General features: G+C 47.4%; 24 protein-coding genes. 9 read left to right on the plus strand and 15 right to left on the minus strand.

What is annotated here, in order from left to right; all coding sequences use genetic code 11:
• Nucleotides 1–51 precede the first annotated feature (51 nt).
• Both NC994_RS00460 and NC994_RS00465 read left to right on the plus strand, forming a co-directional pair.
• Nucleotides 52–474 (plus strand): DoxX family protein, encoded by a 423-nt coding sequence (locus tag NC994_RS00460; protein WP_190412286.1) that lies wholly within the window; start codon nucleotides 52–54, stop codon nucleotides 472–474.
• A 200-nt stretch (nucleotides 475–674) separates the two neighbouring features.
• Nucleotides 675–1,175, plus strand: a complete 501-nt coding sequence (locus tag NC994_RS00465) for an ureidoglycolate lyase (RefSeq protein ID WP_190436143.1) — start codon at nucleotides 675–677, stop codon at nucleotides 1,173–1,175.
• 50 nt (nucleotides 1,176–1,225) lie between these two features.
• Here NC994_RS00465 and NC994_RS00470 read toward each other — a convergent pair whose 3' ends face one another.
• Nucleotides 1,226–1,927 carry a methyltransferase gene (locus tag NC994_RS00470; RefSeq protein WP_190436146.1) on the minus strand — a complete coding sequence of 234 codons (702 nt, stop codon included), beginning with the start codon at nucleotides 1,925–1,927 and terminating at the stop codon, nucleotides 1,226–1,228.
• Between the two features lie 121 nt (nucleotides 1,928–2,048).
• Nucleotides 2,049–2,270 carry a hypothetical protein gene (locus tag NC994_RS00475; protein ID WP_190436149.1) on the minus strand — a complete coding sequence of 74 codons (222 nt, stop codon included), beginning with the start codon at nucleotides 2,268–2,270 and terminating at the stop codon, nucleotides 2,049–2,051.
• Nucleotides 2,271–2,722: 452 nt separating this feature from the next.
• Here NC994_RS00475 and NC994_RS00480 point away from each other — a divergent pair, with 452 nt between their 5' ends.
• Together NC994_RS00480 and NC994_RS00485 are read left to right on the plus strand one after the other, a co-directional pair.
• The gene (locus tag NC994_RS00480) at nucleotides 2,723–3,466 is read left to right on the plus strand and encodes a TVP38/TMEM64 family protein (protein ID WP_190436152.1); all 744 of its coding nucleotides are present in this window, start codon (nucleotides 2,723–2,725) and stop codon (nucleotides 3,464–3,466) included.
• On the plus strand, nucleotides 3,466–4,998 hold the full coding sequence (locus tag NC994_RS00485; protein ID WP_190436155.1) for a mercuric reductase: 1,533 nt from the start codon (nucleotides 3,466–3,468) through the stop codon (nucleotides 4,996–4,998). The genes NC994_RS00480 and NC994_RS00485 overlap by 1 nt, the downstream gene beginning before the upstream one ends.
• 46 nt (nucleotides 4,999–5,044) lie before the next feature.
• On the opposite strand, the gene NC994_RS00490 is transcribed toward NC994_RS00485, so the two are convergent.
• The 8 genes from NC994_RS00490 to NC994_RS00525 form a co-directional block, all read right to left on the minus strand.
• Nucleotides 5,045–6,085, minus strand: a complete 1,041-nt coding sequence (locus NC994_RS00490) for a leucine-rich repeat domain-containing protein (protein ID WP_199299638.1) — start codon at nucleotides 6,083–6,085, stop codon at nucleotides 5,045–5,047.
• A 148-nt stretch (nucleotides 6,086–6,233) separates the two neighbouring features.
• Nucleotides 6,234–7,157: a LysR family transcriptional regulator gene (locus NC994_RS00495; protein WP_190412145.1), complete on the minus strand. Its 924-nt coding sequence runs from the start codon at nucleotides 7,155–7,157 to the stop codon at nucleotides 6,234–6,236.
• Nucleotides 7,158–7,453: 296 nt separating this feature from the next.
• Complete coding sequence (locus tag NC994_RS00500; protein WP_347275941.1) at nucleotides 7,454–8,218, minus strand: BMC domain-containing protein; 765 nt, start codon at nucleotides 8,216–8,218, stop codon at nucleotides 7,454–7,456.
• Nucleotides 8,219–8,320: 102 nt separating this feature from the next.
• The gene (locus NC994_RS00505) at nucleotides 8,321–9,103 is read right to left on the minus strand and encodes a carbon dioxide concentrating mechanism protein (RefSeq protein WP_242030607.1); all 783 of its coding nucleotides are present in this window, start codon (nucleotides 9,101–9,103) and stop codon (nucleotides 8,321–8,323) included.
• A gap of 29 nt (nucleotides 9,104–9,132) precedes the next feature.
• Complete coding sequence (locus NC994_RS00510; RefSeq protein WP_190436158.1) at nucleotides 9,133–11,160, minus strand: ribulose bisphosphate carboxylase small subunit; 2,028 nt, start codon at nucleotides 11,158–11,160, stop codon at nucleotides 9,133–9,135.
• 31 nt (nucleotides 11,161–11,191) lie between these two features.
• Nucleotides 11,192–11,494 (minus strand): EutN/CcmL family microcompartment protein, encoded by a 303-nt coding sequence (locus NC994_RS00515; RefSeq protein ID WP_190412143.1) that lies wholly within the window; start codon nucleotides 11,492–11,494, stop codon nucleotides 11,192–11,194.
• Between the two features lie 101 nt (nucleotides 11,495–11,595).
• Entirely contained in the window at nucleotides 11,596–11,937 is a 342-nt protein-coding gene (locus NC994_RS00520; RefSeq protein WP_190412142.1) for a BMC domain-containing protein, read from the minus strand.
• Nucleotides 11,938–12,069: 132 nt separating this feature from the next.
• A complete protein-coding gene (locus NC994_RS00525; RefSeq protein ID WP_190412141.1) occupies nucleotides 12,070–12,378 on the minus strand; it encodes a carbon dioxide-concentrating mechanism protein CcmK in 309 nt (102 codons plus the stop codon).
• Nucleotides 12,379–13,051: 673 nt separating this feature from the next.
• On the opposite strand from NC994_RS00525, the gene NC994_RS00530 reads away from it, so the two are divergent.
• The 3 genes from NC994_RS00530 (at nucleotide 13,052) to NC994_RS00540 (ending at nucleotide 17,812) form a co-directional block, all read left to right on the plus strand.
• Nucleotides 13,052–14,923 carry an NAD(P)H-quinone oxidoreductase subunit F gene (locus NC994_RS00530; RefSeq protein ID WP_190436600.1) on the plus strand — a complete coding sequence of 624 codons (1,872 nt, stop codon included), beginning with the start codon at nucleotides 13,052–13,054 and terminating at the stop codon, nucleotides 14,921–14,923.
• Between the two features lie 90 nt (nucleotides 14,924–15,013).
• Nucleotides 15,014–16,525, plus strand: coding sequence for an NADH-quinone oxidoreductase subunit M (locus NC994_RS00535; protein ID WP_190412282.1), 1,512 nt, complete (start codon nucleotides 15,014–15,016; stop codon nucleotides 16,523–16,525).
• Between the two features lie 156 nt (nucleotides 16,526–16,681).
• Nucleotides 16,682–17,812: a CO2 hydration protein gene (locus tag NC994_RS00540; RefSeq protein WP_190412140.1), complete on the plus strand. Its 1,131-nt coding sequence runs from the start codon at nucleotides 16,682–16,684 to the stop codon at nucleotides 17,810–17,812.
• A 96-nt stretch (nucleotides 17,813–17,908) separates the two neighbouring features.
• Here NC994_RS00540 and NC994_RS00545 read toward each other — a convergent pair whose 3' ends face one another.
• Entirely contained in the window at nucleotides 17,909–18,919 is a 1,011-nt protein-coding gene (locus NC994_RS00545; protein WP_190436160.1) for an SDR family oxidoreductase, read from the minus strand.
• A gap of 508 nt (nucleotides 18,920–19,427) precedes the next feature.
• On the opposite strand from NC994_RS00545, the gene NC994_RS00550 reads away from it, so the two are divergent.
• The gene (locus NC994_RS00550) at nucleotides 19,428–19,916 is read left to right on the plus strand and encodes a DUF6335 family protein (protein WP_190412138.1); all 489 of its coding nucleotides are present in this window, start codon (nucleotides 19,428–19,430) and stop codon (nucleotides 19,914–19,916) included.
• A gap of 112 nt (nucleotides 19,917–20,028) precedes the next feature.
• The gene (locus NC994_RS00555; RefSeq protein WP_190436162.1) at nucleotides 20,029–20,256 is read left to right on the plus strand and encodes a hypothetical protein; all 228 of its coding nucleotides are present in this window, start codon (nucleotides 20,029–20,031) and stop codon (nucleotides 20,254–20,256) included.
• Here the strand turns inward: NC994_RS00555 and NC994_RS00560 are convergent.
• The 4 genes from NC994_RS00560 to NC994_RS00575 form a co-directional block, all read right to left on the minus strand.
• The gene (locus NC994_RS00560) at nucleotides 20,240–21,259 is read right to left on the minus strand and encodes an SDR family oxidoreductase (protein WP_190436165.1); all 1,020 of its coding nucleotides are present in this window, start codon (nucleotides 21,257–21,259) and stop codon (nucleotides 20,240–20,242) included. The genes NC994_RS00555 and NC994_RS00560 overlap by 17 nt on opposite strands.
• Nucleotides 21,260–21,417: 158 nt before the next feature.
• A complete protein-coding gene (locus NC994_RS00565) occupies nucleotides 21,418–22,272 on the minus strand; it encodes an alpha/beta fold hydrolase (RefSeq protein WP_347276597.1) in 855 nt (284 codons plus the stop codon).
• An 83-nt stretch (nucleotides 22,273–22,355) separates the two neighbouring features.
• Complete coding sequence (phaB, locus tag NC994_RS00570; protein WP_190436171.1) at nucleotides 22,356–23,078, minus strand: acetoacetyl-CoA reductase PhaB; 723 nt, start codon at nucleotides 23,076–23,078, stop codon at nucleotides 22,356–22,358.
• Between the two features lie 194 nt (nucleotides 23,079–23,272).
• A complete protein-coding gene (locus NC994_RS00575; protein WP_190436173.1) occupies nucleotides 23,273–24,310 on the minus strand; it encodes a hemerythrin domain-containing protein in 1,038 nt (345 codons plus the stop codon).
• Nucleotides 24,311–24,504: the final 194 nt, after the last annotated feature.

Raw genomic sequence — 24,504 nt, forward strand, 5'->3', positions numbered from 1 at the left:
AATTTGTCAGCAAATTCTAATCGTTAGTCTGTATAGGGTGAGATGGAATACATCAAAAAGAACAAAGAACTGTTGCGAGTGATTCTGTGTGTGTGTATCATCGGCGTCGGCATAGCGCACTTTGCCATCCCAGCACCATTTGTTAAACTCGTGCCGTCGCAACTTCCTTACCCTCTGGAACTGGTATATATCAGCGGCTTTTTTGAAATCCTGGGTGGGATTGGATTATTAGTCCCTCCCGTAAGTCATGCGGCTGCTTGGGGATTGCTTACTCTTTTTATCTTTGTTTTCCCTGCAAATATCAATATGGCAGTGAATAGTATCGACCTCAATCCTATTCCAAACTCACCTTGGTTCCAAGCAATAAGACTTCCCTTCCAAGCAGTCTTAATTGCTTGGGCTTGGTGGTATACAAGACCCAGTGATGGGGAGAAGCAAGCTTCAATTATTCCATACAAACCCAAAACTGAGTAAGCAAAATACCTGGCAATTGAAATCGCGGCTACACAAACAAAGCTACACAAACAAAGCCTGCCTCCGCAGGCTAAATTAAGTCTGCGTAGGCGGAATTGGTTTGTATAGCCCCAAACTTCCAGTTTGTGGGTAATTTGCTTTCCTAGGTTTTTTCGGATGAAAATGACCATTAAAATGATGAAAATACAAACAAGTTTGATATGAATACATCAAAAACAGTGCAACAATTACACGCCGAATTGATAACACCAGAAAATTTTCGGTGTTATGGTCAAGTAATCTCTGCAAGTGTTGACGGCAAACTTTATGATTCCGAAGAAGCGCAGTTAAACCTGCAAAATGGAGTTCCCCGGTTTTACATTATGCGGCTGCAACACAAAGGTCGCAAGTTTCACAAAATCACGCGCCACGTCCAATGCACTCAATGTCTGGGTTCGCTGGAAGGGAAAGACTGGTTAATTGCGGTTGCGCCTCCGAATCCTAATACTGACGAACCTGCATTAGAAGATATTACAGCTTTCCGTATTCCAGGGAATTGCTTTATCAAGTTAGAAGTCGGAACTTGGCACGCTGGGCCATATTTTGATCATGAATTTGTAGATTTCTACAATCTTGAACTCAGCGATACAAACGTAGTCGATCATTTCACCCATAACTTTCAGGAAAGTCATCAGCTAGAGTTTGAGATTGTCACTAATTAGGGAATTTGTCCCTTTTATCCTTCATCTAATGAACTAATAGAACGCGCTATTTATTCCCCACGTTTCGCAATCCAACCACCGACGAGTAAGGCACTATAAAAGCGTTCCACCATCCCAAAACCAGCCTCTTCAAGCAGCGCAACGATCCGCTCTTCCGGCACCAAGTGGATATTTTTAGGAATATTTTCCAGCCTCTGCTGTACCTGTTCTGGAGGAATACCTTTTTTGAGAACGTAATTCTTCAGGATTTCAAACTTTCGTTCAACTTGACCCGAATTCGACTCCCCGTATGAATCCACGAGCACAAAAGTAGCACCTGGCTTGAGCCGTTGAGCGATACTGCGAAGCATTGCTAGCTTGGTTCCGTCATCGGGGAAAAAATGCATGACTAGAATCAACGTGGCGGCGTTATACAAAATATCTTCAGGTAAGTCAGACACAATGCCTTGATGCAGGCTGACGCGCTCTTGGAGTCCGGCTTTCTGGATGCGATCGCTAGCAATAGTCATCATATCCGGAGACGGGTCTACCCCCAGCAGCCGCCATGAGGAATTTGCCTTTCCCAGAATCTCAAGTTCTTTACCCGAACCCGAACCAGCAATTAACAGTGAGGACTCTTCCGGGAGGCGCACTTGAAGCATCACCTGTAACAAATCGTGTATCAGCTCATATCCAGGCACCCAGAAAGGAATGTCTTTATCATAATTTCCGGCGCGTTCTCCCTCGAAAATAAATACTTGCTGATTTGTCATGTCTGCAAATTTATAAAAAACTGATAATTGCTAATTTCGGGTCATTGATAGCTGTTACTAGGAAGTAAATGGTAGATGCACTTTTCCTATCCCCAATTTTACTCCCATTCCCTATTATCATTTAGCCCCCAACTTCTCCAATCAATTTTTTTAGATAAGCGGCTGCTTCTTTGGGTGGTAGCATGACCACCTCATTTTTGCGAAGGATTTCGTACTGGTTACTTCGATAGCCGTGACCCAAAATCAGCCCTAAACTAACTGCTCTATTGCCAAGTTCGTTTAACTCGTTGAAGCTCATCGCTTCAACTTCCATATTCAGTTGTTTAATGATTTCCTCATCCATGTCCTTAGGTCTCCGGTTAACATCTTAGATTTTTTACGTACAGTCAATTCCAATTCAAGGTGCTGATACTACACATCTGTTCTCCGTTTATTCTCTTGGGTGGTTAGGAGGAGCTTCATGTAGTACATCAAAATGGAAATGGTATAACTAAATCGCCAACGCAAGCGATCGCATCTGGGTGAAGCTAGTATTTTGTAGCCTCCTTACTCCCCCACACATCTCAGCTTTCATCCATTCTAGCTTTTGTCTAGTTCTACTTTTTCTTTTTCACATCTTTCTAAAGGAATAGTTTTTACGAGACATTTTAAGCTTCTTTTTAGAAAAATCTAACATTTTTTTAATAAAATCATTATCAATTCTCAGCTAAAAATCATTTGTCAGCCAAATTTTATTATAAAAATTAGCTTAATCTTTAAGAGTCAGCTTCCATATCTGTGTTATTGAGGTAGGTTATGGAGAATGAATCAGTACAAAGCCCCTCCAGTTCAAAGATAAAACGGATTTTTGGTTTTTTTCTAGTTGCTGCTCTTATCGCTGCTCTCATCTTTGCAGCTAAATATTTTAATGTCCAGGAACAGTTGAAGAGCGCTTTAGCGTGGATTGACAGCCTGGGATTTTGGGCACCCCTGACTTTTATTGTCCTCTACATCCTAGCCACAGTACTCTTCATCCCCGGCTCCATCCTCACCTTGGGAGCGGGTGTGGTTTTTGGTGTAATTTTAGGTTCAATTTACGTCTTCATCGGAGCCACTTTAGGAGCCGCTGCTGCATTCCTCGTGGGGCGTTATTTGGCTCGTGGGTGGGTTTCCAAGCAAATAGAAAACAATCCCAAATTTAAAGTCATCGACCAAGCTGTTGCCAAGGAAGGATTCAAAATTGTTCTTTTAACTCGGCTTTCACCTATCTTTCCCTTCAACCTTTTAAACTACTCTTTTGGAATCACCCAAGTTTCCCTAAAAGATTATTTTTTAGCCTCTATCGGCATGATTCCAGGAACGATTATGTATGTTTATATCGGTTCTTTAGCGGGTAGTATTGCCACAATTGGAGCAGTACAGCCCAAAAATACCGAAACTGAAATAGCCCAATGGGTAGTTCGTGTAGTTGGATTTATTGCCACTGTTGCTGTGACGATTTATGTTACGCGCATCGCTCGAAAAGCATTAGAAAAAAGCGTTAATCAGGAGGAATTATAATGCCACAGCTAGGAGTTGATCGGGTGACTGTGTCGCCAATGGATGTTTATAACCAAACTTTGGTGGCTCACGTACATCCGCCCGATTGGGTGAATCCCGAACCTGCACCTCGTTACAATTTGGTTGTAATTGGAGCGGGTACTGCGGGACTGGTGACAGCGGCTGGTGCAGCCGGGTTAGGAGCTAAAGTCGCATTAATTGAAAAGCATTTGATGGGTGGAGATTGCCTCAATGTGGGTTGCGTTCCCTCGAAATGCATGATTCGCTCTTCTCGTGTTGTTGCAGATATTCGGGATGCAGAGCGATTTGGTGTTCGTGTTCCTGAAGGTACAGAAGTCGATTTTTCTGCCGTGATGGAGCGGCTGCGGCGAATTCGTGCCGGGATTAGTCATCACGATTCTGCGGAAAGATTTCAAAAGTTGGGTATCGATGTATTTTTGGGAGATGCTCGGTTTTCTAGTTCTGACACTATCGAAGTCGCGGGAAAGAAGTTACGTTTTAAAAAAGCAGTTATTGCTACAGGTGCGCGTGCAGCTAATCTCCCGATTGAAGGGTTACAAGAGGCAGGTTATCTCACTTACGAAACCGTATTTTCCCTCACAGAACGACCAAGCCGACTAGCAGTAATTGGCGGTGGCCCTATCGGCTGCGAACTGGCTCAGGCGTTCCAGCGGCTTGGTTCAGAAGTGGTGCTGTTACATAAAAATGCCCATCTTCTTGACAAAGAGGATGCTGATGCAACCGAAATTGTGCAACAGGCGTTTATTCAGGAGGGGATTAAGTTAATGTTGCAGTCCAAAATTAAGCGAGTTGAAACAAACAGTGCTGGAAAAGTTATTTATTACGAAGCGAATGGAAAAGAAGCTTCAGTAACAGTTGATGAAATCCTAGCCGGAGTTGGGAGAGCGCCTAATGTTGAAGGCTTAAATCTTGAGACGGTAGGCGTACAATATGACACCAAAAAAGGGGTAATTGTCAATGACAAGCTTCAGACAACAAACCCTCGCATTTATGCTGCTGGTGATATCTGTATGGAATGGAGATTCACCCATGCTGCTGATGCCGCTGCCCGGATTGTTATTCAGAATAGTTTGTTTTTTGGGCGCAAAAAACTTAGTACGCTGACAATGCCTTGGTGTACCTACACTGCTCCAGAAATTGCCCATGTGGGGATGTACGAGAAAGAGGCGTTGGAAAAAGGAATTGAGGTGGATTCTTACTTCATTCCATTGAGTGAGGTGGATCGCGCGATCGCAGACGGCGAAGAAGAAGGATTTGCTAAAATTCACGTCAAGAAAGGCACCGATAAAATTTTAGGTGCAACCATTGTGGCGAGACACGCAGGTGACATGATTAGCGAAGTCACCTTGGCGATGGTAGGAAATGTTGGCTTGAAAACACTTGCCACGGTTATTCACCCCTATCCCACGCAAGCCGAAGCGATTCGCAAGGCAGCAGATGCTTATAACCGTACTCGTCTAACGCCGTTTGTGAAGAAGTTATTTTCTAATTGGTTGGCTTGGACGAGATAGCTGTTAATTTCACGTTCAAGTGCAAATTTCCAATATAGGAGTCGATTTAGGTTTCGACGGCAAACGCTTCTGGATCAACGTCCCAGTTTACCCAGCAAATCGCCTCTCTAGCAGCAGTGAGGGTGGGTGGAACCCGCAGGACGTGAAGATGGTTTGTGCTAGGACAGGTCATTTTCAGCAGATGAATGGGTTCGACATCAACGTCTGCATCAATTTTGAGCAGGGTGTATTCGCGCCAGGTATCGATTGTTTGCGTCGCCAACTCCTGACAAATGCGATCGCAGCCAATCTGTTGAATCAATACTCGCCGGACTTCCGCATTAGATTCTGTCAACAGCCATTCGGCTTTCCACTGGCTCAGGTGCGTCCAATAGCGACGAGGAAGCTCAACATCAAAACAATAAACCGTCAGTTCTGGATTGGGATGGTTGGCTAACAGCGATAAATCTTGAATGGAATCGTCACTCAGATTGAGATATGTCAAGGAATGTAGTTGCCCGATCTCTGGTGGCAGGGATGCGAACTGGTTGTCACCCAAATCTAGCTCTCTCAAGGAATGCAGTTGCCCAATTTTTTCTGGTAGGGATGCAAGCTGGTTGCCTTCCAGATAGAGATATGTCAAGGAATGCAATTGCCCAATTTCTGCTGGCAAGGATGCCAGTTGGTTGTACTTCAAATCGAGATATGTCAAAGAATGCAGTTGCCCAATTTTTGCTGGTAGGGATGCAAGCTGGTTTAAGCTCAGATTGAGATATGTCAAAGAATGCAGTTGCCCAATTTCTGCTGGCAAGGATGCAAGCTGGTTTAAGCTCAGATTGAGATATGTCAAAGAATGTAGTTGCCCAATCTCTGCTGGCAAGGATGCAAGCTGGTTTAAGCTCAGATTGAGATATGTCAAAGAATGTAGTTGCCCAATCTCTGCTGGCAAGGATGCCAGTTGGTTGCCACTCAGATTGAGATATGTCAAAGAATGCAATTGCCCAATTTCTGCTGGTAGAGATGCGAGCTGTTTGCCTCCCAGAGAGAGTTCTGTTTCATCTAAAGAATTTAGAATTAGCTGTCGAACTTCTTCCATCTGCGACATCATTTCATCCTTTACCTAAGCGGCGTTGGATAGGCTCAATTGGGTCGCCTATAACTGAAGCTGCGCCAATACTTCAGCAATTCGTGTCTCTATACACCTATCACCGGCTTAATTCCAACTAAGTCTCCACAGCAAACGCTTCCTGAAAAATCTAATTACTACTTGCCGGTGTCTCCCCCGCAATTCGCTTCGCTTCTTCCAAGAGATAATCAAAAAACGTGCGAGCAACAACGGAGAGTTGTTTGCCAGCCGGATAAGCGATATACCAATGACGGCTAATGGGAAAACCCTCCACATCAAGGATAGTGAGTTCGCTGCTGACACCATCCAGCCCTAGCGTGTGGCGAGATAAGACAGAGATCCCTAAGCCACCTGCGATCGCTTGCTTGATCGCTTCATTACTCCCCAACTCCAACCGGACTTTCACCGCAACCTCATGCCGCTCGAATAAATTTTGCACTGATGAGCGCGTCCCCGATCCTGCCTCGCGCATAATAAACGGCTCACCCGTCAGACTAGAGAGAGGGATATTTTTTTGCTGAGCCAGTGGATGATTGATAGGTGCCAACACCACCAACGGGTTTTCTAGAAACGGGTGGCAGCGGATATCCAGATGATCTGGTATTTGGCTCAGAATATACAAATCGTCTAGATTCTCGCTCATACGGCTCAGAATCCGCTCGTGATTCGTCACCTGGAGGGCGATATCAATTCCCGGATAACGCTGGCAAAATGGCCCTAATAAACGCGGGATAAAATACTTCGTGGTTGTAATCACACTCAGCCGCAAATTTCCCTGTTTCAGCCCTTTCATTTCAGCCAGAGTCATCTCAAATTGAGCTAATCGCTCGAAGACTTCCCGGCACGTTACCATCAGTTCGCGTCCGGCGTCTGTAAGATAAAGGCGCTTGCCCACCTGCTCAAACAGCGGTGTCCCAACAGCCTTGGTGAGTTGCTTCACCTGCATAGAGACAGTAGGCTGGGTGAGAAATAGTTCTTCTGCCGCACGGGTAAAGCTCCCGTGGCGAGCAACCACCTCAAAAACCTTCAACTGGTGTAGCGTTGCCTGCTTCAAACGCCCTTCTCCTGCCAGTTATAGATAAAACTCTATTGTACCTATCGCAAATAATACCTTTTATCCATGAAGATTCAAGGTTATGATTGAATCACTGAACAAAGTAACAGTCTTCCTTCCTAAAGGCGTTGTACATTTACTTGATGCTTGGTTTGGGAAGTTATCATTCATTTTCATCCTGTGTTTTGCAGGCTGATTTCCCCCAAACATCAGAGTCATAAATGTGCAACGCTTTCCCTATGGCTGAAATTTTCAGCCTCTCTACTGAGTGCTACATTCACAATCTAAGATTTAAATTATTCTTGAACCTGAATTGGTAACTTGGCTAAATCTGGCAATTCCACCAGCTGTTTTTCCTGTTCCTTGATAGCGACTGGCAATTTCAGGGGTTGGGGTTTCTCCTCTATCCAACAAGCCGCCGCAGGCAGGCATTGCTCCAGGTCGTCCAACGGTCGAGGAATCACCATTAAAGAATTAAATTCCCCAATCCTCTCGGCTTCTTGCATCCCCGCTTCGACAGCCACGGCGACATCTGCCACGGAACCCCGAATAATCGCGGTACATAAACCACCGCCAATCGTTTCGTAGGAAGACAGATACACTTCTGCTGCTTTGAGCATGGCGTCACAAGCTCCAACCATCGCCGGAAAGCCCCGCGTTTCTAATAAACCAACCGCTTGATTGCTGAGACGGCTGTAACCGTTGTTATCGGTAAGTTGGGATAAGTGTTTCCCAAGCGGAAAAATGACTTCCAAATTTGGCAGGGGGCGAGGAATCACCGAAGAGGAAATATACTGACCAAACTGTTCGGCAGTCTGGGCACCCGCTTCGACGGCTAAACGGACATCGGCAATGCCACCTCGGACAATCGCAGTACAGTAACCACTACCAATTTTCTCAAACCCGATGAGCGTTACCCCAGCGGACTTCAGCATCATATCGGCACAGCCGATGATCGCAGGGAAACTCTGAGTCGAAACCATGCCCAAAGCAGTGTCTTTAAAGCTTTTGGATTGACTTTGCCGCTCAAATCGAGCCAGTCCTGGCTGTTGTACCTCCACCGATGACCTCCCAGAGAAACTATTCTTGCGCCTAACTTTAGTATGCCCACAGTCACAGATTAGTTGATAATTGCTAGTGCTGATAACTGCCAAAAGTCAAAACTATGAACTTTGAGTGTCTTTGGGGGGGTGGTTGGCGGATTTATAGTGAGGAAACAAAGTCGTCAGCAGCCGATTGAGGTTCGCTTGTCCATAGACTGGAGTCCCAGCGGTTGGAGATGACGGCGTTAGCTCGTTCGGGGTGTCTTCGCTGCTGGATGTGGAGAGAGTAGAAGCGATCGCTTGCCCATTTTGAGTTTCCTCGCCAGTGGATGCTGCGGGGACGTCCTCTTGGTTGACTTGCGGATCTAAAACAGCCTCGCTGGAAGCGGCAGTTGGGGCGTCGGCAGTTAGAGTGTCAGCAGTTGGAGTATCGGCAATTTGACGAGTGTTATCTCCGAACAGAGAACCCGGTGGCACGACTTGCCAAGACTCCACGTTACTGTTAAAAACCGTCGTCGTGGAACCGATGCAGGCATTCGCACCAATCTTGCTTTTGCCGACGACAAGGACGCCAGCTCCCAATACTGCCCCTGTTTCCACTTCTATGGTGCCTTCGTAGGCATGAAGAATAGTTCCCATGCCGATGCAGACACCCGCAGCAATGATAATTTTACTGTCTGGAGCTGCTTGCAGGATCGCTCCCGGAGCGATCGCAGCACCGTCATCAATGCTTACATCCCCTTTCACATAAACTTGAGAGTTGCCAAGTGGCGGCAGTAGCGGCAAGTGCATGGGGCTAGAAAGTAAGGAGTGGCGAAATAACTTTTGGCTGAAGGAACAAGAATTGAATTTTTCTTTTTTACCCTTCATCCCTACTAAAGGATGAAGAATGAAATTTTTCATTCTTCATCCTTACATTCTTCATCCTTGTTCTAGCGGCTACCGCTCTTCGCTGGCTGTTGAATCAGCAACGGTTTGTTGACGCGACGCTTGGCTTTGGGGTCAATTCCAAAGAAGCGCACGTACTCTCCGGCGTGGCTAGCCATGCAAGCTTCCAAAGCAGCGATCGCTTCTACTTCCCGATTTGTTTCAATCGGAGAGCAAGTGTGCCAAGAACTGGTGCGGAAGCGGCGCTCATCGGCGTGTTCCGTGCCAATCTTGTAGCCTTGAGCCAATATATTTCGCACCTGCTCAATCGCTTCTGAATTTAACAGAGAACTGTTTTCAATCTGCGGAGCGCTGGCTGTTGAACTATTGGCTGTTGAACTATTGGCTGGGGCAGTTTTGGCACCCTTCGCCATAGGTGCGCCGTCGGGACGTTGGATAATTTGCTCTAGCACCCGTCGCTTGGCTTTGGAGTCAATGCCAATCAAGCGCACGTATTCCCCTGGGTGTTCGGCTACGATTGCTTCTAAAGCTGCGATCGCTTCCGATGCCGACCGAGCTTCGATTGCTTTCCCACTTGTCCAGGAACTGGTACGGAAGCGGCGTTCGTTCGCATATTCGGTACTAATCTTGTAGCCTTGATTCAGCAGGCTTTGCACTTGTTGTGCCAAGTCGCCGCCGAGCTGTGCGCTAGCGGTGTTAGCCGGTGATTGGGCGCTACCGTTGTTAGATTTAGTGTTAGCAGTTTTAGTTGCTTTGGCTTGTGTGGGTGCCTGCCCGCCGGGACGTTGGATAATTTGCTCTAGCACCCGTCGCTTGGCTTTGGAGTCAATGCCAATCAAGCGCACGTATTCCCCTGGGTGTTCGGCTACGATTGCTTCTAAAGCTGCGATCGCTTCCGATGCCGACCGAGCTTCGATTGCTTTCCCACTTGTCCAGGAACTGGTACGGAAGCGGCGTTCGTTCGCATATTCGGTACTAATCTTGTAGCCTTGATTCAGCAGGCTTTGCACTTGTTGTGCCAAGTCCCCACCCTGGAAGCTAGCTGTGTTAGCGGGTGATTGGGTGCTACCGTTATTAGATTTAGTGTTAGCAGTTTTAGTTGCTTTGGCTTGTGTGGGTGCCTGCCCGTCGGGACGTTGGATAATTTGCTCTAGCACCCGTCGCTTGGCTTTGGAGTCAATGCCAATTAAGCGCACGTATTCCCCTGAGTGTTCGGCTACGATTGCTTCTAAAGCTGCGATCGCTTCCGAGGCTGACCGAGCTTCGATTGCTTTCCCACTCGTCCAGGAACTCGTGCGGAAGCGGCGTTCGTTCGCATATTCGGTACTAATCTTGTAGCCTTGATTCAGCAGGCTTTGCACTTGTTGTGCCAAGTCACCGCTAAAAGAGGCACTCGTCGAAGCTGGTGTAGCTGCACGGCGATCGCGCCCACCTTGGTTGGGTTGACTCATCTCATCCCGAATAGGTGTAATACACGCAGTATCTCCAGCACACAGATAGCCAGCTCTTAGTGCCTCATTAATCCCAACGACATGACGGCTAAAGTCGGTATCTTGTGCTTGCACATCCGATAGGCGGTCAGCTTGCTGCTGATTGGTAATCACCGCTCCCGAAGGGACATACTTTCCTGGAGGAATCTCTACATCCTGAATCAAGGCGTGCATCATCACAATGCAGCCTTTGCCCACCCTAGCGTTAAATACCGTAGAGCGGAAGCCAATAAAGCAATTATCCCCGACATAAGCGGGGCCGTGAATCAAAGACATATGGGTTAAGGAAGCATTCTTCCCGACCCACACCGAGTATTCCTGATTGTCATCCCCAACGACTCGACCTTGTTCCAAACCGTGAACCACGACACCATCTTGGATATTCGTGCCTTCGCCGATGTAGAATGGCGCTCCTTCATCAGCTCGGATCGAAGTTCCCGGTGCAATTAACACCTGAGGGCCAATCCGCACATCTCCAATAATGTTGGAAAAAGAATGCACGTAAGCGCTTGCGTCAATCTTCGGTTCCGCCAAACTTTTTGACCAAGGGGTCGGGGGAGCCGCAAAGCTGCGGGCTGCCATATCTCTAAACCTCACTAACTGAACAAAGTAACTAACGATATTGTTCTTTCTTGCTGTACAGGAGGCGATTGTCTACACTGACCGTGTCAATAATCGCCACCACCATCGCATCGAGAGGACGCTTTTCGCTGCCATCTACAATCCGGGCAGCACTCCCACGGCTAACCAGAACCCACTCATCTATACCAGCGCCTACCTGATCGCCAGCTACCTCGTATTGGGGTAGGATCTGCCCCTCTTCATCAATAAATTGCAACAGCAATAGCTTGACGCCTCGAAGGCCAGGCTCTTTATGGGTGCTAACAACCGTGCCACGAACTTTGGCAATTTGCATGATCGGTAATTGGGGAAAAAAGGAAACAAGGTAATTGGTAATTGGGAAAAAGGTCTTTTCCCATTACCGATGACCCATTACCCCTTACCCATGACCTAATCTTACGGCCTATTGAAAGGACGAATGCCACTAACACTTTCCCGGAATTGTTCAACAGCTTCCGTGTAACGAATGGGCAGAACGTACTCCAGGTTCTCGTGGGGACGCGCAATAATGTGAGTGGACAGTACTTGACCGCCATTCACTCGCTTTACGGAATCAACGCCCGCCGATACAGAAGCCTGTACTTCCGAAACATCTCCCCGAACGATCACGGTGACGCGACCGCTGCCAATTTTTTCATAACCCACTAGCGTGACGCGGGCAGCTTTTACCATCGCATCCGCAGCTTCCACAACGGCAGGAAAGCCTAGTGTTTCAATCATTCCAACTGCAATTGCCATCAGTTCTTCCTTCGCTTAATTTAAGTGTTTTGACTTGAAAATTTGGACTTTTCGGGGTTTCCAGTTGAGACGCGACCTAAAAATATATAAGGGAACACCGCCACCGGAGCGCTGCTGGCGTCTTCACCCTCCTTACGTCCGGAACTGTTCGACAACTTCCGTGTATCGAATCGGTAGCACATACTCCAGGTTCTCATGAGGACGCGCAATGATGTGAGTGGACAGAACTTCTCCGCCATTCACGCGCTTGGCTGCATCCACTCCGGCGGATACTGACGCCTGCACCTCAGACACATCCCCCCGAACAATTACCGTTACCCGGGCACTGCCAATTTTTTCATAGCCTACCAGTGTAACTCGAGCCGCTTTAACCATCGCATCCGCAGCTTCTACAATCGCTGGAAAGCCCTTGGTCTCAATCATTCCAACCGCAATTGGCATTTATTATCTCCTACCTAGTGGGACCTACACTCGCCTTAATTTGTACTTCTTGTAAAATTTGGACGAGGACACCCATTCTTTCATCTCAAGAACTATCGCTTAGCCTCGCATCATTAAGCATAGAGAAGCGAGGCTTACTTGACAATATAAACTATTATGATATTTTTATATTAAAGAGTTTAAGAAAACTTAACGGTCGTCAAAATGGCGTTTCTGTTCAATAAAAGCTTATCCGTTTCTGGAATGCTTCCTTATGTTTTATAATTTCTTTATTACTTTTGAATAGTCTACAGGATTATCTCCTGTAAACCGCACTGGGGGGGATTTTCAAAAAAAAATGAAGACTTTCCTAGGGCTTAGTCCGTGTCAAAATTAGACACTAATAAGCGAAAGCTTTTCAAGGTATAAATTTTTCAAATTTGCTTTATAAACACAGGTATAGTAGGTAAACATACCGATGTTTTTAATAGCTATGAGGAGAGTTCAAGATGAGTATAAATAATTTTTGGAGTTCTCAAGTGTTAATTTACAGCAAAAAAACGTCATACTGAAAAAAAAATAAACCTATTAATCTGACGTTTACAAGATCGCCATAGTTTGCCTGGGAACTACTTCCGAGTGCCTCTTGGTGAGCAAGTCGATTGATGAAGAAAATAGCAAGGGCTTTCCTAATATGACAGAGTTTCTCACCCAGACAAGTTGGTGGGTGCCTTTCTATGGATTACTGGGGGCAGTTCTTACCCTGCCGTGGTCAACTGGATTTATTCGTCGGACAGGCCCACGCCCAGCAGCTTACTTTAACCTGTTGATGACTATCTTGGCGTTTGTACACGGCACGATTGTCTTCAGAAGTACCTGGAACCAAGAGCCGATAAAGCTTGTATTCCATTGGCTACAGGTGGCAGATTTAGATCTGACCGTTGCTTTGGATATCTCAGCCGTAAGTGTTGGGGCAATGGAGCTAGTGACGGGCTTAAGCCTCCTGGCGCAACTGTTTGCCTTGGGGTATATGGAGAAAGACTGGGCATTAGCTCGCTTCTTTGCCTTGATGGGATTTTTTGAAGGGGCGATGAGTGGCTTAGCCATTAGCGACTCTTTGTTTCTCACCTATGCCTTGTTGGAAGTGCTGACCCTTTCCACCTATTTACTGGTAGGGTTCTGGTATGCTCAGCCGCTAGTGGTGACAGCCGCGCGAGATGCCTTCCTAACCAAGCGGGTGGGAGACATCTTGCTATTGATGGGGGTGGTAGCGCTATCGACTGTAGCAGGAACCTTGGATTTTCCCGATTTATATGAGTGGGCGGAAACGGCTACCTTATCGCCATTAACATCCACGTTATTAGGATTGGCATTGATTGCTGGGCCGGTGGGAAAATGTGCCCAATTCCCGCTGCATCTTTGGCTAGATGAGGCGATGGAAGGGCCTAACCCGGCTTCAATCTTGCGAAACTCGGTCGTGGTGGCTTGTGGTGCTTATGTGCTGATTAAACTCCAGCCAATCTTAATCCTTTCCCCGGTGGCTTCGGCGACCTTGGTGGCGATTGGCACAATGACGGCGATTGGTGCTTCGTTGGTGGCGATCGCGCAAATTGATATTAAACGAGCTTTATCCCATTCCACCAGCGCTTACTTGGGTTTGGTGTTTATCGCCGTCGGGTTGCAATGGACGGGTTTTGCCCTGATGTTGCTGTTTGCCCACGCGATCGCCAAAGCGTTATTGTTCATGAGTATCGGTTCCATCATCATCACCACCAACAACCAAAACCTTACGGAAATGGGCGGTCTCTGGTCGCGGATGCCAGCGACCACCACTGCCTTTTTGGTCGGCAGCGCTGGATTAGTCGGACTCTTACCATTGGGAGGCTTTTGGGCGCTGCGCCTGGGGATTGATGACTTTTTCACAAACCAACCCTGGCTGGTAGCAGTCTTGCTCTTAGTTAACTGCCTGACCGCCGTAAATTTGACTCGCGTGTTTCGTCTGGTTTTCTTAGGCGAACCCCAGGCAAAAACTCGCAGGGCACCAGAGGTTCCTTGGCCGATGGCTGTGCCGATGGTGTCTTTGATCGTAGTCACACTGCTCGTCCCTGTGATGATGCAGCGCTTGTCACTGCTGCCTGATTGGGAATATCTCAACCAACAAGCGTTGCTGCTACTGGTGATTTCCGGCTTAATTGGCACAGTTCTAGGAAGCGTGATTTATCTACCCAGAACTTGGTCTAGATCCGTTCGGATTCCCTTCAGATTTCTGCAAGACTTGTTCGCCTACGACTTTTATATTGACCGACTTTACCGCGTGAGTGTGGTTTTTGCAGTTGACCGACTTTCCCGGTTAAATGCTTGGATCGATCGCTATGTAGTAGATGGATTCGTTAACTTGGTTGGCGTTGCCACAATTTTCAGTGGGCAAAGCTTAAAGTACAACGCTACAGGTCAGTCCCAGTTTTATTTACTCACCATCCTCGTAGGATTAAGCGTTTTAAGCATTCTCATACTCTGGCCCATTTTAAGTGTTTTGAGTTCCGAGTTGTCCTTAGGTAATTGGTAAGAAAGAATGGGTAATGGAATCCCCAATCCATTCCCTCTTACCCTTACGACCAACTACCAACTACCCATTAAAAATTACCCGTTCCCTAGTATGCTCAGTGCTTTGATTTGGTTGCCGGTAATAGGCGCTGCGATAATCGGGTTTCTGCCCGGAACCATGAACCCGCAAGTCCCCCGGAAAGTGGCTCTGGCTGTTATTAGTGGTGTCTTTATCTGGTCTATTTTCCTAGTGAGCCAGTTTCAATATACAGAGGGACTGTTACAGTTTTCTGAGTTTATCCCTTGGATTGACACCTTAGGATTGACCTACCATCTCGGTGTGGATGGCTTGTCTTTGCCTTTGCTCGTTTTAAATAGTCTTTTAACAGGAATAGCGCTTTACAGCACGAATGACTCTATTCAGAGACCTCGGTTCTATTACGCTCTAATTTTATTGTTGAATGGGGCTGTCTCTGGTGCCTTTTTAGCGCAGGATTTGCTGTTGTTTTTCCTCTTTTATGAGGTAGAACTGATTCCGCTGTATCTGTTGATTGCTATCTGGGGAGGACAACGGCGAGGCTACGCAGCCACAAAGTTTCTTATTTATACGGCAGTCTCTGGAATTCTAATTTTGGCATCTTTCTTTGGGTTAGTGCTACTCAGTGGTGCCTCGACGTTTGAATTTGAAAAATTGTATGCCCTGTCCCTACCCTTGGGAACACAATTTCTGCTGTTGGCAGGAATTTTGGTAGGCTTTGGCATCAAAATTCCTTTAGTTCCCTTCCACACCTGGTTGCCGGACGCTCACGTAGAAGCCTCAACGCCCGTTTCCGTCCTGTTGGCTGGTGTGTTGTTGAAGTTAGGAACCTATGGGTTACTGCGGTTTGGATTGGGTTTGTTTCCCGAAGCGTGGGCGGTTGTGGCACCTTGGTTGGCGACTTGGGCGGTCGTGAGCGCGTTGTATGGTGCATTCAATGCGATCGCTCAAAAAGATATGAAAAAAATGGTGGCTTATAGCTCCATTGCTCACATGAGTTACATCCTATTAGCCGCCGCCGCCGCCACCCCCCTAAGCCTGATGGGAGCCGTCTTCCAAATGATTGCCCACGGCTTAATTTCATCGCTCCTGTTTCTGGTGGTAGGTGTCGTTTACAACAAGACAGGCACCCGCGATATAGAAACTCTCAAGGGTTTGCTCAATCCAGAGCGCGGCTTGCCCCTAATTGGTAGCTTGATGATAGTCGGGGTCATGGCAAGTTCCGGGATTCCCGGCATGGTAGGTTTTATTTCAGAATTTTTGGTATTCCGGGGCAGTTTCCCCGTGTTTCCGGTTCAAACCCTCCTGTGTCTGGTGGGAACAGGTTTAACCGCCGTGTACTTTTTGCTTTTGGTTAACCGCGCCTTTTTCGGACGCCTGTCTGAAAAAGCTATGAATTTGCCACCCGTCCAGTGGAGCGATCGCTACCCGGCGATGCTTTTAGCAGTTCTGATTGTCATCCTGGGAATACAGCCTAACTGGATGGTGCGTTGGAGTGAATCCACGATGACAGCCATGCTCAACCGATCGAGTATGGTCGCGGAAGTTTCTCCGATTGCTAAATCGGTGGATATCAAAACCGAATAGACCGAATACCCCAACCTTCTTCCCGACCAGGGAAGCGGGAAAATGACTCCTCTCCCCTCTTAGGGAAGGAGTCGGGGGAGTCAATCAGCAGGCAGTTCTGAAAATATTTCCTCTTTTAATTTTTTCATACACATTTTACGGTTACGAATAAGTCTCATGCCAAGCACCGCTTTAAAATTCTCAAATCACCCTCTAGCCGCGTATATTAACCGGCTGCAATCTGGAAAAGCTTTACTTGAGGATACGCCAGAGAATGTATTAGAAGTTGTCGGCATTCTCAAAAGCTATGGAATCGTCCTGGATGCTTATTATAAAAATCTCCTCTACATTGCCGATCATCAATTCTTAGTGCTGTTTCCCTTCTTTAAATACTTCAATGGCGAGATTACTTTTAAGAAGTTGCTGCGCCATTGGTGGCACGACCGGATTAATTATGAGTACGCCGAGTACGTGATGAAGGTGATGCTATGGCACGGTGGCGGTAGTATGGATGCTTACTTAGATTCACCGGAGTTCTACCAGCACGCGAGAACCGCAATCGAAGCCAAAATTAAAACAAACTTGCCCATTAGAGGTCTGGACAAACTGTTTCCAGAGTTTTTGCTCGAACAAGTCCGTCAGCAAGTTTATTACAGCGCTCTCGGTCAATTCTGGGAGGTGATGAGCGAAATGTTTCTCACCTTATCTGACCGCTATGACCGAGGAGAAATCAAATCAATCCCTGATGTGGTAGAACATATCCTGGCGGGTTTGGTCGCAGCGGCGGCTTCGCCAATTACTTACTCAGTAAAAATTCAAGACAAGGTTTATGACATCATTCCCAAATCAGCCGGGTTAACCTTTTTACCTGATGTCGCTGTGCCCTATGTGGAAACGATTTTCTTTAGAGGGACGCCTTTCTTAGGAACGGTTTCCTATAATGCCCAGGCTCAGCAAATTTCTCCCGATCAAAGTAGATTTGAATACGGCGCTCTCTATGCCGATCCACTGCCGGTTGGCGGTGCTGGAATTCCACCGACGCAACTGATGCAAGATATGCGTCATTTTATACCCGAATATTTATACGATTTATACCGTCGCAGCCTTCGGGGAGAAGATGATTTGCGGGTGCAAATTTGCATCAGTTTCCAAAAGTCGATGTTTTGCGTGACCACTGCTGCAATTTTGGGACTGGCACCCCACCCCATTGACACCACCGATCCCTCTGAGCAAGCAGCGAATCAAGCTTATTTAGCGAAATGGATGGATCGGTTTATCACCTCGCGCTTAAATGACGTGAATGGTTAAAGAGTCGATTACTGGTTAATGTTGATTTGAGAAGTAGGGGCATGGTAGTTTCATGCCCTTACAGATATTTAAAACACGATCGACACAGCACTCAATTCACTCTTCGTTTTTGAAAACTTGTGTCGCGAGCAAAGCTAAGGCAACCGTACTAGCGATCGCACCCAACTGGAGAGCCGGATTCTTAGCCAGCCAGTCAGTAAAGCTCGGTATCACCAGATTGCTAAAATCTCCATCCACTCTAGTATCGTCGGGGACAGGCTCATAAAGGTTGTTGCGATCGCTTGGGGACTTCGGCTCATTGGTTCGTTGGGCTTGGAAGCCGATGAGTAGCAACAAGGTATCTGCCAGTTCCGGCGAGAGCCGCTGTAGTGCATCTAGCGCTCTCGCTGCATCCCCAACCAAGTAATCACGAGTGGGATGTTCGGCAACATAGAGGATTGCGTCTACGACCAGCCTGGGGTCGTAGTAGGGCGGTATCCCTGACGGCTTCACGCCTAGCTTGGTGAGACCATTGTTCCAAAAAGGTGTATTGATGACCGCTGGTTTTACACTCGTCACGCTGATGGGGATGCCCTCATGTTGTAGCTCGACGCGCATTGCTTCGAGGAATCCCTCAATCCCATGCTTGGCTGCGGAGTATGCACTTTGATAAGGGAGACTTCGCACGCCCTCCATTGAAGAAATGTGGATTAGCGCCCCCCGTCCCTCTCGCTTGAGATGGGGTAGCGCCGCCATTGCACCGTATACCTGCCCCATCAAGCTAACATCAATAACGCGCTTAAACTCTTCTGGTGTGGTGTTGTCGAATGTGGCAAAGATGCCCACGGCAGGGAGGTGTACCCAGGTATCGAGCCGCCCGTATACCTCTACGGTACGATCTGCGATCGCCTTCACCTGCTCGAATTCTGACACATCAGCTACCACAGCCGTTGCTTCACCACCAAGGGTACGAATCTCGTCCATCAAGGATGCTAGCTTCGACTCACTACGAGCTGAGACAACTAACTTTGCCCCTTTCTTGGCGAACTGAAGGGCTGTCTCGCGCCCGATGCCGCTGCTCGCCCCAACGACGGCAACAACCTGCTGATTGATTGGTTTTAGTTGCATTAATGCTACTCCTTAAAGTTTTTATGCCAAAGAATTCACCTTAAAGGTAAAGTTTTTCTAGAACGTTTGGTCTAATTGGAATCTACAAAATCAACTTTTCAATAATTACATCATACTAAGCAATAGAGAAACAAACATTGTACTTAAGCAGAGTTAAAAGCGCTCTGGATATTGTAAAAATCAAAAATTAGGATCTTGCCTGATTCCTCATCAGTTAAAAGGGGCATATTGGAAGCCGCGAGCGCTTGCTCAATCTACTGATAACTACTCAGACAAATTTATGTGCTTCTAAGCAGAATAATTACTATGCCTTCACTCAGCTTCTACCCAAAGCATGGTTTAGCATTAAGCTACGAAGTGCCCGTAGATACATAGAGCTTTAAATTCACGATGAATAAAGTTTTTTATTTGCAGGAATAATAAATTTTCATCCTATTTGTGGATTTTGCTAGTCTCATCTTTAGATATGTTGCATTTATAGGTATTCGCAGGATTCACATAAAGCATTATGGCTGATAAAACTAGGAAAGCAGACAACGAAGGCAATACACGCAAACAAGGAAATCTTTCAGATATACCCATTGAAGATACTGACCTAGTTTCAGATATCCCCGTAGAAGATACTGGCGAACCAATTATTTCAGATTTACCCCAGGCAATTACTGAATCCTTGGGAACGGGTGTTGCCCAAGAGCCAGGACTAGAAATTGGTGGGCGAACCATGCGCGATCGCATGGAGCAGTACACATCGGCTGGCCCAGAACTAACCGGAGGAGATATCGATGCTCGTTGGGATCAGGCGGAAGCGGTTGGTGACGAAGCAGTAGGGGGAACTGTTGCTACTCCCGATCAGAATGTTGTTGACGAACTCGGAGTTGCTGTTGGGCTTGATTATGACGACGGCGTATCTCTTCAGACAAACGATATTTTGGAGTCACGGGACGCTGGTCGATGGGAGTTAGACCCCATGTCTGCGGAAGATTATCCGGAGCATTGAGTATTGTGTGGAGCGCGATCGCATTTTCAGTGAGATTCCAGTAAACCCTTGCAATCAGGGAACTCCCAGAAAAAAATTATCAATCTAGATTAATCCTAACTAAGAGCAGTTTATGGCAACCCCAGATCCCGACACCAAACCAATAGACCTAGAAATCACTGGAAACATTGATACACCAGATACACCATCGATGCCAGCTCCAGATGCCTATGTTAATTTAGGCGATTCGGCAAGCAACCCGCTAATTATTTCGCCACTGTCGGAAGAAGCAGAAGCAAAGGACTATCAGGAAGAGACTGAAGATGCCGAACGCTCAACAGCAGCTAGTGAGGGAGAGTGACTTCTGTTGGCAGGGTTAAAAGAGCCGCTCCGAGTGCGACCACACCTGCCAAGGCACCCCACTTGAAAGCGGGATTTTTATCCAGCCAGTCGGTAACGCTCGGTATTGCTAAGTTGCTAAAATCTCCCTTAACTCGGTCATGGGCTGGGATAGATTCATAAAGATTGCTTGGCGCATCGTCTGACTTTGGCTCGTCGGTGCGCTGGAGTTTAAAGGCAACCCGCTGCAATATGGCATCTACCAGTCCAGGTGAAAGCCGTTGAAGCAAATCTAGCGTTCTAGCCGCATCCCCAACCAGGAAGTCACGAGTTGGATGTTCGGCAACGTAGAGAACCGCATCAGCCACTAAACTCGGTTCGTAAAAAGGCGGTAGGCTGGCTGGCTTCACACCTAACCTTGTGAGCGCATTGTTGTACAGAGGTGTGTTGACGGCGGCGGGTTTGACACTCGTGACGCTGATGGGGATTTTCTCATGTTGCAGTTCGACACGCAGGGCTTCGATGAATCCCTCCATACCGTGCTTTGCGGTGCAGTAGGAACTTTGAAGCGGGAGACTTCGCCTGCCCAAGACTGAAGACAGATGGATCAGCGCCCCTCGCCCCTCACGCTTGAGATGGGGGAGTGCCGCCATTGCACCGTATGCTTGCCCAATCAGTCCGACATCAATAACCCGCTTGAACTCTTCTGGTTTTGTCTTATCGAAAGCGGCATAAACGGCAATCGCGGGGCAATGCACCCAGGTATCGAGTCGCCCGTACACCTCTACAGTACGGTCTGCGATCGCTTTGACCTGCTCGAATACCGTCACATCGGCAACGATAGCAGTTGCCTCACCACCAAAGCTTTGAATCTCTTCCACCAAGGATGCTAGCTTCGACTCACTGCGAGCGGAAACTACCACCTTTGCCCCTTTCTTGGCAAATTGGAGGGCTGTTTCCCGCCCGATGCCGCTGCTCGCTCCCACGACTGCAACGACCTGCTGATTGATTGGCTTCAGTTGCATCAATGCTACTCCTTAAAGTCCTCATTAAAAATTCTTCACCTCTGGAGGTGAAGTCAATCTAGAAATGCTTGATTTAATTGAAATCTACGAGTTCAACTTCTACCCAATAAATAAGCCAGAGCAAGCGTGCCTACATCAGCCGCAGGGTTGACAGTTTTCTAAGCAGCAACTCCAGCGAGAAACTGGCTCAACTGGGCACTGAAAATTTCCGGGCGTTCGACATGGGGTAAGTGACCGCAGTCAGGGATTAAGGCAAGGTGCCCTTGCTTGAGGCGGCTAACCGCGTCGTGAGCTTGCTCTTTTGGCAGAACCAAATCCTCCGTCCCCCAGACGATAAGAGTCGGCATCGGTAACTCTCCTAAAGAGTCGAGAAACACTTGATGCTGTCCAAATACATTCAGCTGGGCGCGCAGGGAGGTCAGAGTAGCTTGAAGAAAACCGGGCATCTGAGACATTCGCTCTTGCTCTGCTATCCACACCGCGGGAGCCTGCGCGGGGTGGGCGAAAAACAGTGTCGCCCGTAACCAAGACCGCATCTTAGCACCAAGAGGCGTTTGGCACCCAACGATCGCTACATCCCCATACCCAGGTAAAGTTAACTGGGACAGTAACGGGGTGACAGCGTAACCAAGCCCAGAACTATCTACCAGCACCAAAGCTGCGACTTGTCCGGGACGGGATAGGGCAAAGCGTAACGCAACTTGACCGCCTAGGGAGTTGCCCACTAGCACCGCCCGCTCAATTCCCAGCGCGTCCAGAAAATCAACCAAGAACTGCTTAAGAAACTCTGGCGTGTACTCAAGGGATGGTTTGGCACTATCACCAAAACCGGGAAAGTCCGGCGCATAGACGCGATAGGTAGCTCCCAGGTTGGGAAGCACCCAAGACCAATCAAGAGCGCTGGCACTATCTCCATGTAGCAGCACTAACGGTAGACCATCATCGCCTGCTTTAAAGTACCGGATGCTTAAACCGCTTACATTGATTCGCCGCTCTTCAACCTCTGTTTTCACGCTTGGCTCCAATCCCATCTAAATAATGAAGTTTAATTATTAGTGTTGAATGTTCATTCAACCCAATGCGATCGCTATCGCCCTTAAGTGTGATGAGCGCCGTTGACTCTCACAACTTCGCCAGTGACGTAGCTGCTTGCGCTCGGTGAAAGCAGGAATGCAACTGCCCAAGCAACTTCCTCCGGTTTACCGAAGCGACGAAGCGGAATCTCGGACACAATGCGCTCTTTCACCTTATCTGGCACCGACTTAACCATATCAGTCTCAATAAATCCCGGTGATACAGCGTTGACTCGTACCCCATAACGAGCCGCCTCTAAAGCGAGGGACTTGGTTAAACCAATCACAGCCGCCTTGGTTGCGGCGTAGTTCGTTTGACCGATGTTTCCCCGCTCACCCGAAATCGAGCTAATGCAAACCACAGAGCCTTCTTTCCGCTCGTACATCTTGGGGATAACGGGCATCAGCGTGTTGTACACTCCTTTCAAGTTAGTGTCAATTACGGCATCCCAGTCTTGGGTCGTCAGTTTGGGAAAAAAGTTGTCTTGGGTAATCCCCGCATTCGCTACAATCCCGTAAATTGACCCTAGTTTCTCTTCAACCTGTTCTGCTACTGCTTCCATCGCTGCCTTGTCGGTTACATCAGCTGGAATTGCGATCGCTTTATGCTGACCATTGGTAGCGCTGCGGTGGGTGTAAGCTACCTTAGCTCCCAGCTCCTCCAAGAGACTGACGATAGCGGCTCCTATCCCTCGATTACCACCCGTTACCAAAACGACTTTATCTTCCAGTCCCAAAGACACCATGAGCCACTTTCACCCCTATTTCTATTACTGATTCCAGTGTCTTCGCCGCTTAGCGCCAATATTTGCAGTTGTAGGTTGGGAGGATGGATTTATTAACGCCCAATTTCCTACGTAGGGGCATGGCATTGCCATGCCCCTACAAATCGCGAATTGTGTATGTAATCAGTACAGCAAGATGCTGACTTTTATTGCAATTAGGCTGACATTTCTTGCTGAATCTTGCTCTTGGCAGCTTTGAATTCAGTAGCCATTTGCTCTTTCTGCTCAGTGCTACAATTTTTGTCAATTGCCGTGAACATCGTAAATTCTTCTTGGCGAATGTGGTCGCCAACCACTTCCATTAGGTCTTTAATTTTTGATCTGAAATGGTCGGCATTAGCAGGGTCAATCGCCTTAATTTCATCGAGCATCTGCTTCATTTGCGCTTGCTCGTCGTAAAGCTCTTGAGTATTGTCATCGCCGTAGAACGAGCGTACTTTCGGGTACACGACTTCTTCTTCCGCTTGAGCGTGTGTTAATAAATCTTTGTAGATTTGCCCGAAATACTCTTGGAGCTTTTGAGGATCTTTCGTCGCCCCAACTTCAGTGAAAAGTGTATTCACTTTCTCATGATCCAGCCGGATAAGGGTCTGGATATTCATATCTTGCTTGTCAGTGTTTTGCGTAACCACACTGCCAGCTACACCCGATAGGGCAGCAACTGCATCTTGCACCCTTGCCCAGAGTCCCTGATGCGCGTCTTGACCAGTCATTTCGCGGACTCCCACCTGTTCGAGCATCCCCTTGAGCTGTTCTTGGTGAGCGCGACCCTCGAAGTTAACAGTATTGAGAGGCCCAATTGCCAGTTCAATATCAGCCCCTACAACTTGAGCGGCTTTGTGGATCATGATTCCACTCATGGCTTGACCATGCTTTATCAGTTCGTGGTGAATGAGTTTTTGATAATAGGTAAACTCATCACCTGACATCATCTGCTCAAACTGCGGAATAAATATCTTGGTTGCAGCACTCGGTTCAGATTGAATGCCGTATTGAACGATTACAGTGTCTATGATGCCCAGGTGTTTCTGGTCATCAGAAAGCATATTTTGCAGACGCTCGCGGACATCTTCATAAGGGCAAGAATCTATGAGTTTTTGCTCGTTAGAGATGATTAAATTTAGAAAGGCTTTCAAGTCTGCCAATCTTTCAGAGATCGCCATCCGCTTTGTATCGTCTATTGTTGTAACCATGCTTTGTTATCCTGTAGGAAAATAGTTTGATTGATACCCGTTTCACGGCAAAGGTAATGTAGCTCAATACGAGTTACCCAAATATTACTCAGAGAGTTTTTAGAGGCGTTGTTCACGCCTTGCTTTGAGAACCCGAACGAACACCACTACCTTAGTTCTGGAAATGGGTTATTTCAAGCGAAAAAAACCTTGAA

It is taken from the genome of Trichocoleus sp. AS-A1, from assembly GCF_039962015.1.
Lineage (GTDB): Bacteria > Cyanobacteriota > Cyanobacteriia > Cyanobacteriales > FACHB-T130 > FACHB-T130.

Excerpts from the sequence above, each read along its gene's own strand:
- NC994_RS00465 (WP_190436143.1), top strand. The coding sequence starts at position 675 with ATGAATACATCAAAAACAGTGCAACAATTACACGCCGAATTGATAACA.
- NC994_RS00470 (WP_190436146.1), bottom strand. The coding sequence starts at position 1,927 with ATGACAAATCAGCAAGTATTTATTTTCGAGGGAGAACGCGCCGGAAAT.
- NC994_RS00475 (WP_190436149.1), bottom strand. The coding sequence starts at position 2,270 with ATGGATGAGGAAATCATTAAACAACTGAATATGGAAGTTGAAGCGATG.
- NC994_RS00480 (WP_190436152.1), top strand. The coding sequence starts at position 2,723 with ATGGAGAATGAATCAGTACAAAGCCCCTCCAGTTCAAAGATAAAACGG.
- NC994_RS00485 (WP_190436155.1), top strand. The coding sequence starts at position 3,466 with ATGCCACAGCTAGGAGTTGATCGGGTGACTGTGTCGCCAATGGATGTT.
- NC994_RS00490 (WP_199299638.1), bottom strand. The coding sequence starts at position 6,085 with ATGATGTCGCAGATGGAAGAAGTTCGACAGCTAATTCTAAATTCTTTA.
- NC994_RS00505 (WP_242030607.1), bottom strand. The coding sequence starts at position 9,103 with ATGAAAAATTTCATTCTTCATCCTTTAGTAGGGATGAAGGGTAAAAAA.
- NC994_RS00510 (WP_190436158.1), bottom strand. The coding sequence starts at position 11,160 with ATGGCAGCCCGCAGCTTTGCGGCTCCCCCGACCCCTTGGTCAAAAAGT.
- NC994_RS00515 (WP_190412143.1), bottom strand. The coding sequence starts at position 11,494 with ATGCAAATTGCCAAAGTTCGTGGCACGGTTGTTAGCACCCATAAAGAG.
- NC994_RS00520 (WP_190412142.1), bottom strand. The coding sequence starts at position 11,937 with ATGGCAATTGCAGTTGGAATGATTGAAACACTAGGCTTTCCTGCCGTT.
- NC994_RS00525 (WP_190412141.1), bottom strand. The coding sequence starts at position 12,378 with ATGCCAATTGCGGTTGGAATGATTGAGACCAAGGGCTTTCCAGCGATT.
- NC994_RS00530 (WP_190436600.1), top strand. The coding sequence starts at position 13,052 with ATGACAGAGTTTCTCACCCAGACAAGTTGGTGGGTGCCTTTCTATGGA.
- NC994_RS00535 (WP_190412282.1), top strand. The coding sequence starts at position 15,014 with ATGCTCAGTGCTTTGATTTGGTTGCCGGTAATAGGCGCTGCGATAATC.
- NC994_RS00540 (WP_190412140.1), top strand. The coding sequence starts at position 16,682 with ATGCCAAGCACCGCTTTAAAATTCTCAAATCACCCTCTAGCCGCGTAT.
- NC994_RS00545 (WP_190436160.1), bottom strand. The coding sequence starts at position 18,919 with ATGCAACTAAAACCAATCAATCAGCAGGTTGTTGCCGTCGTTGGGGCG.
- NC994_RS00550 (WP_190412138.1), top strand. The coding sequence starts at position 19,428 with ATGGCTGATAAAACTAGGAAAGCAGACAACGAAGGCAATACACGCAAA.
- NC994_RS00555 (WP_190436162.1), top strand. The coding sequence starts at position 20,029 with ATGGCAACCCCAGATCCCGACACCAAACCAATAGACCTAGAAATCACT.
- NC994_RS00560 (WP_190436165.1), bottom strand. The coding sequence starts at position 21,259 with ATGCAACTGAAGCCAATCAATCAGCAGGTCGTTGCAGTCGTGGGAGCG.
- phaB (WP_190436171.1), bottom strand. The coding sequence starts at position 23,078 with ATGGTGTCTTTGGGACTGGAAGATAAAGTCGTTTTGGTAACGGGTGGT.
- NC994_RS00575 (WP_190436173.1), bottom strand. The coding sequence starts at position 24,310 with ATGGTTACAACAATAGACGATACAAAGCGGATGGCGATCTCTGAAAGA.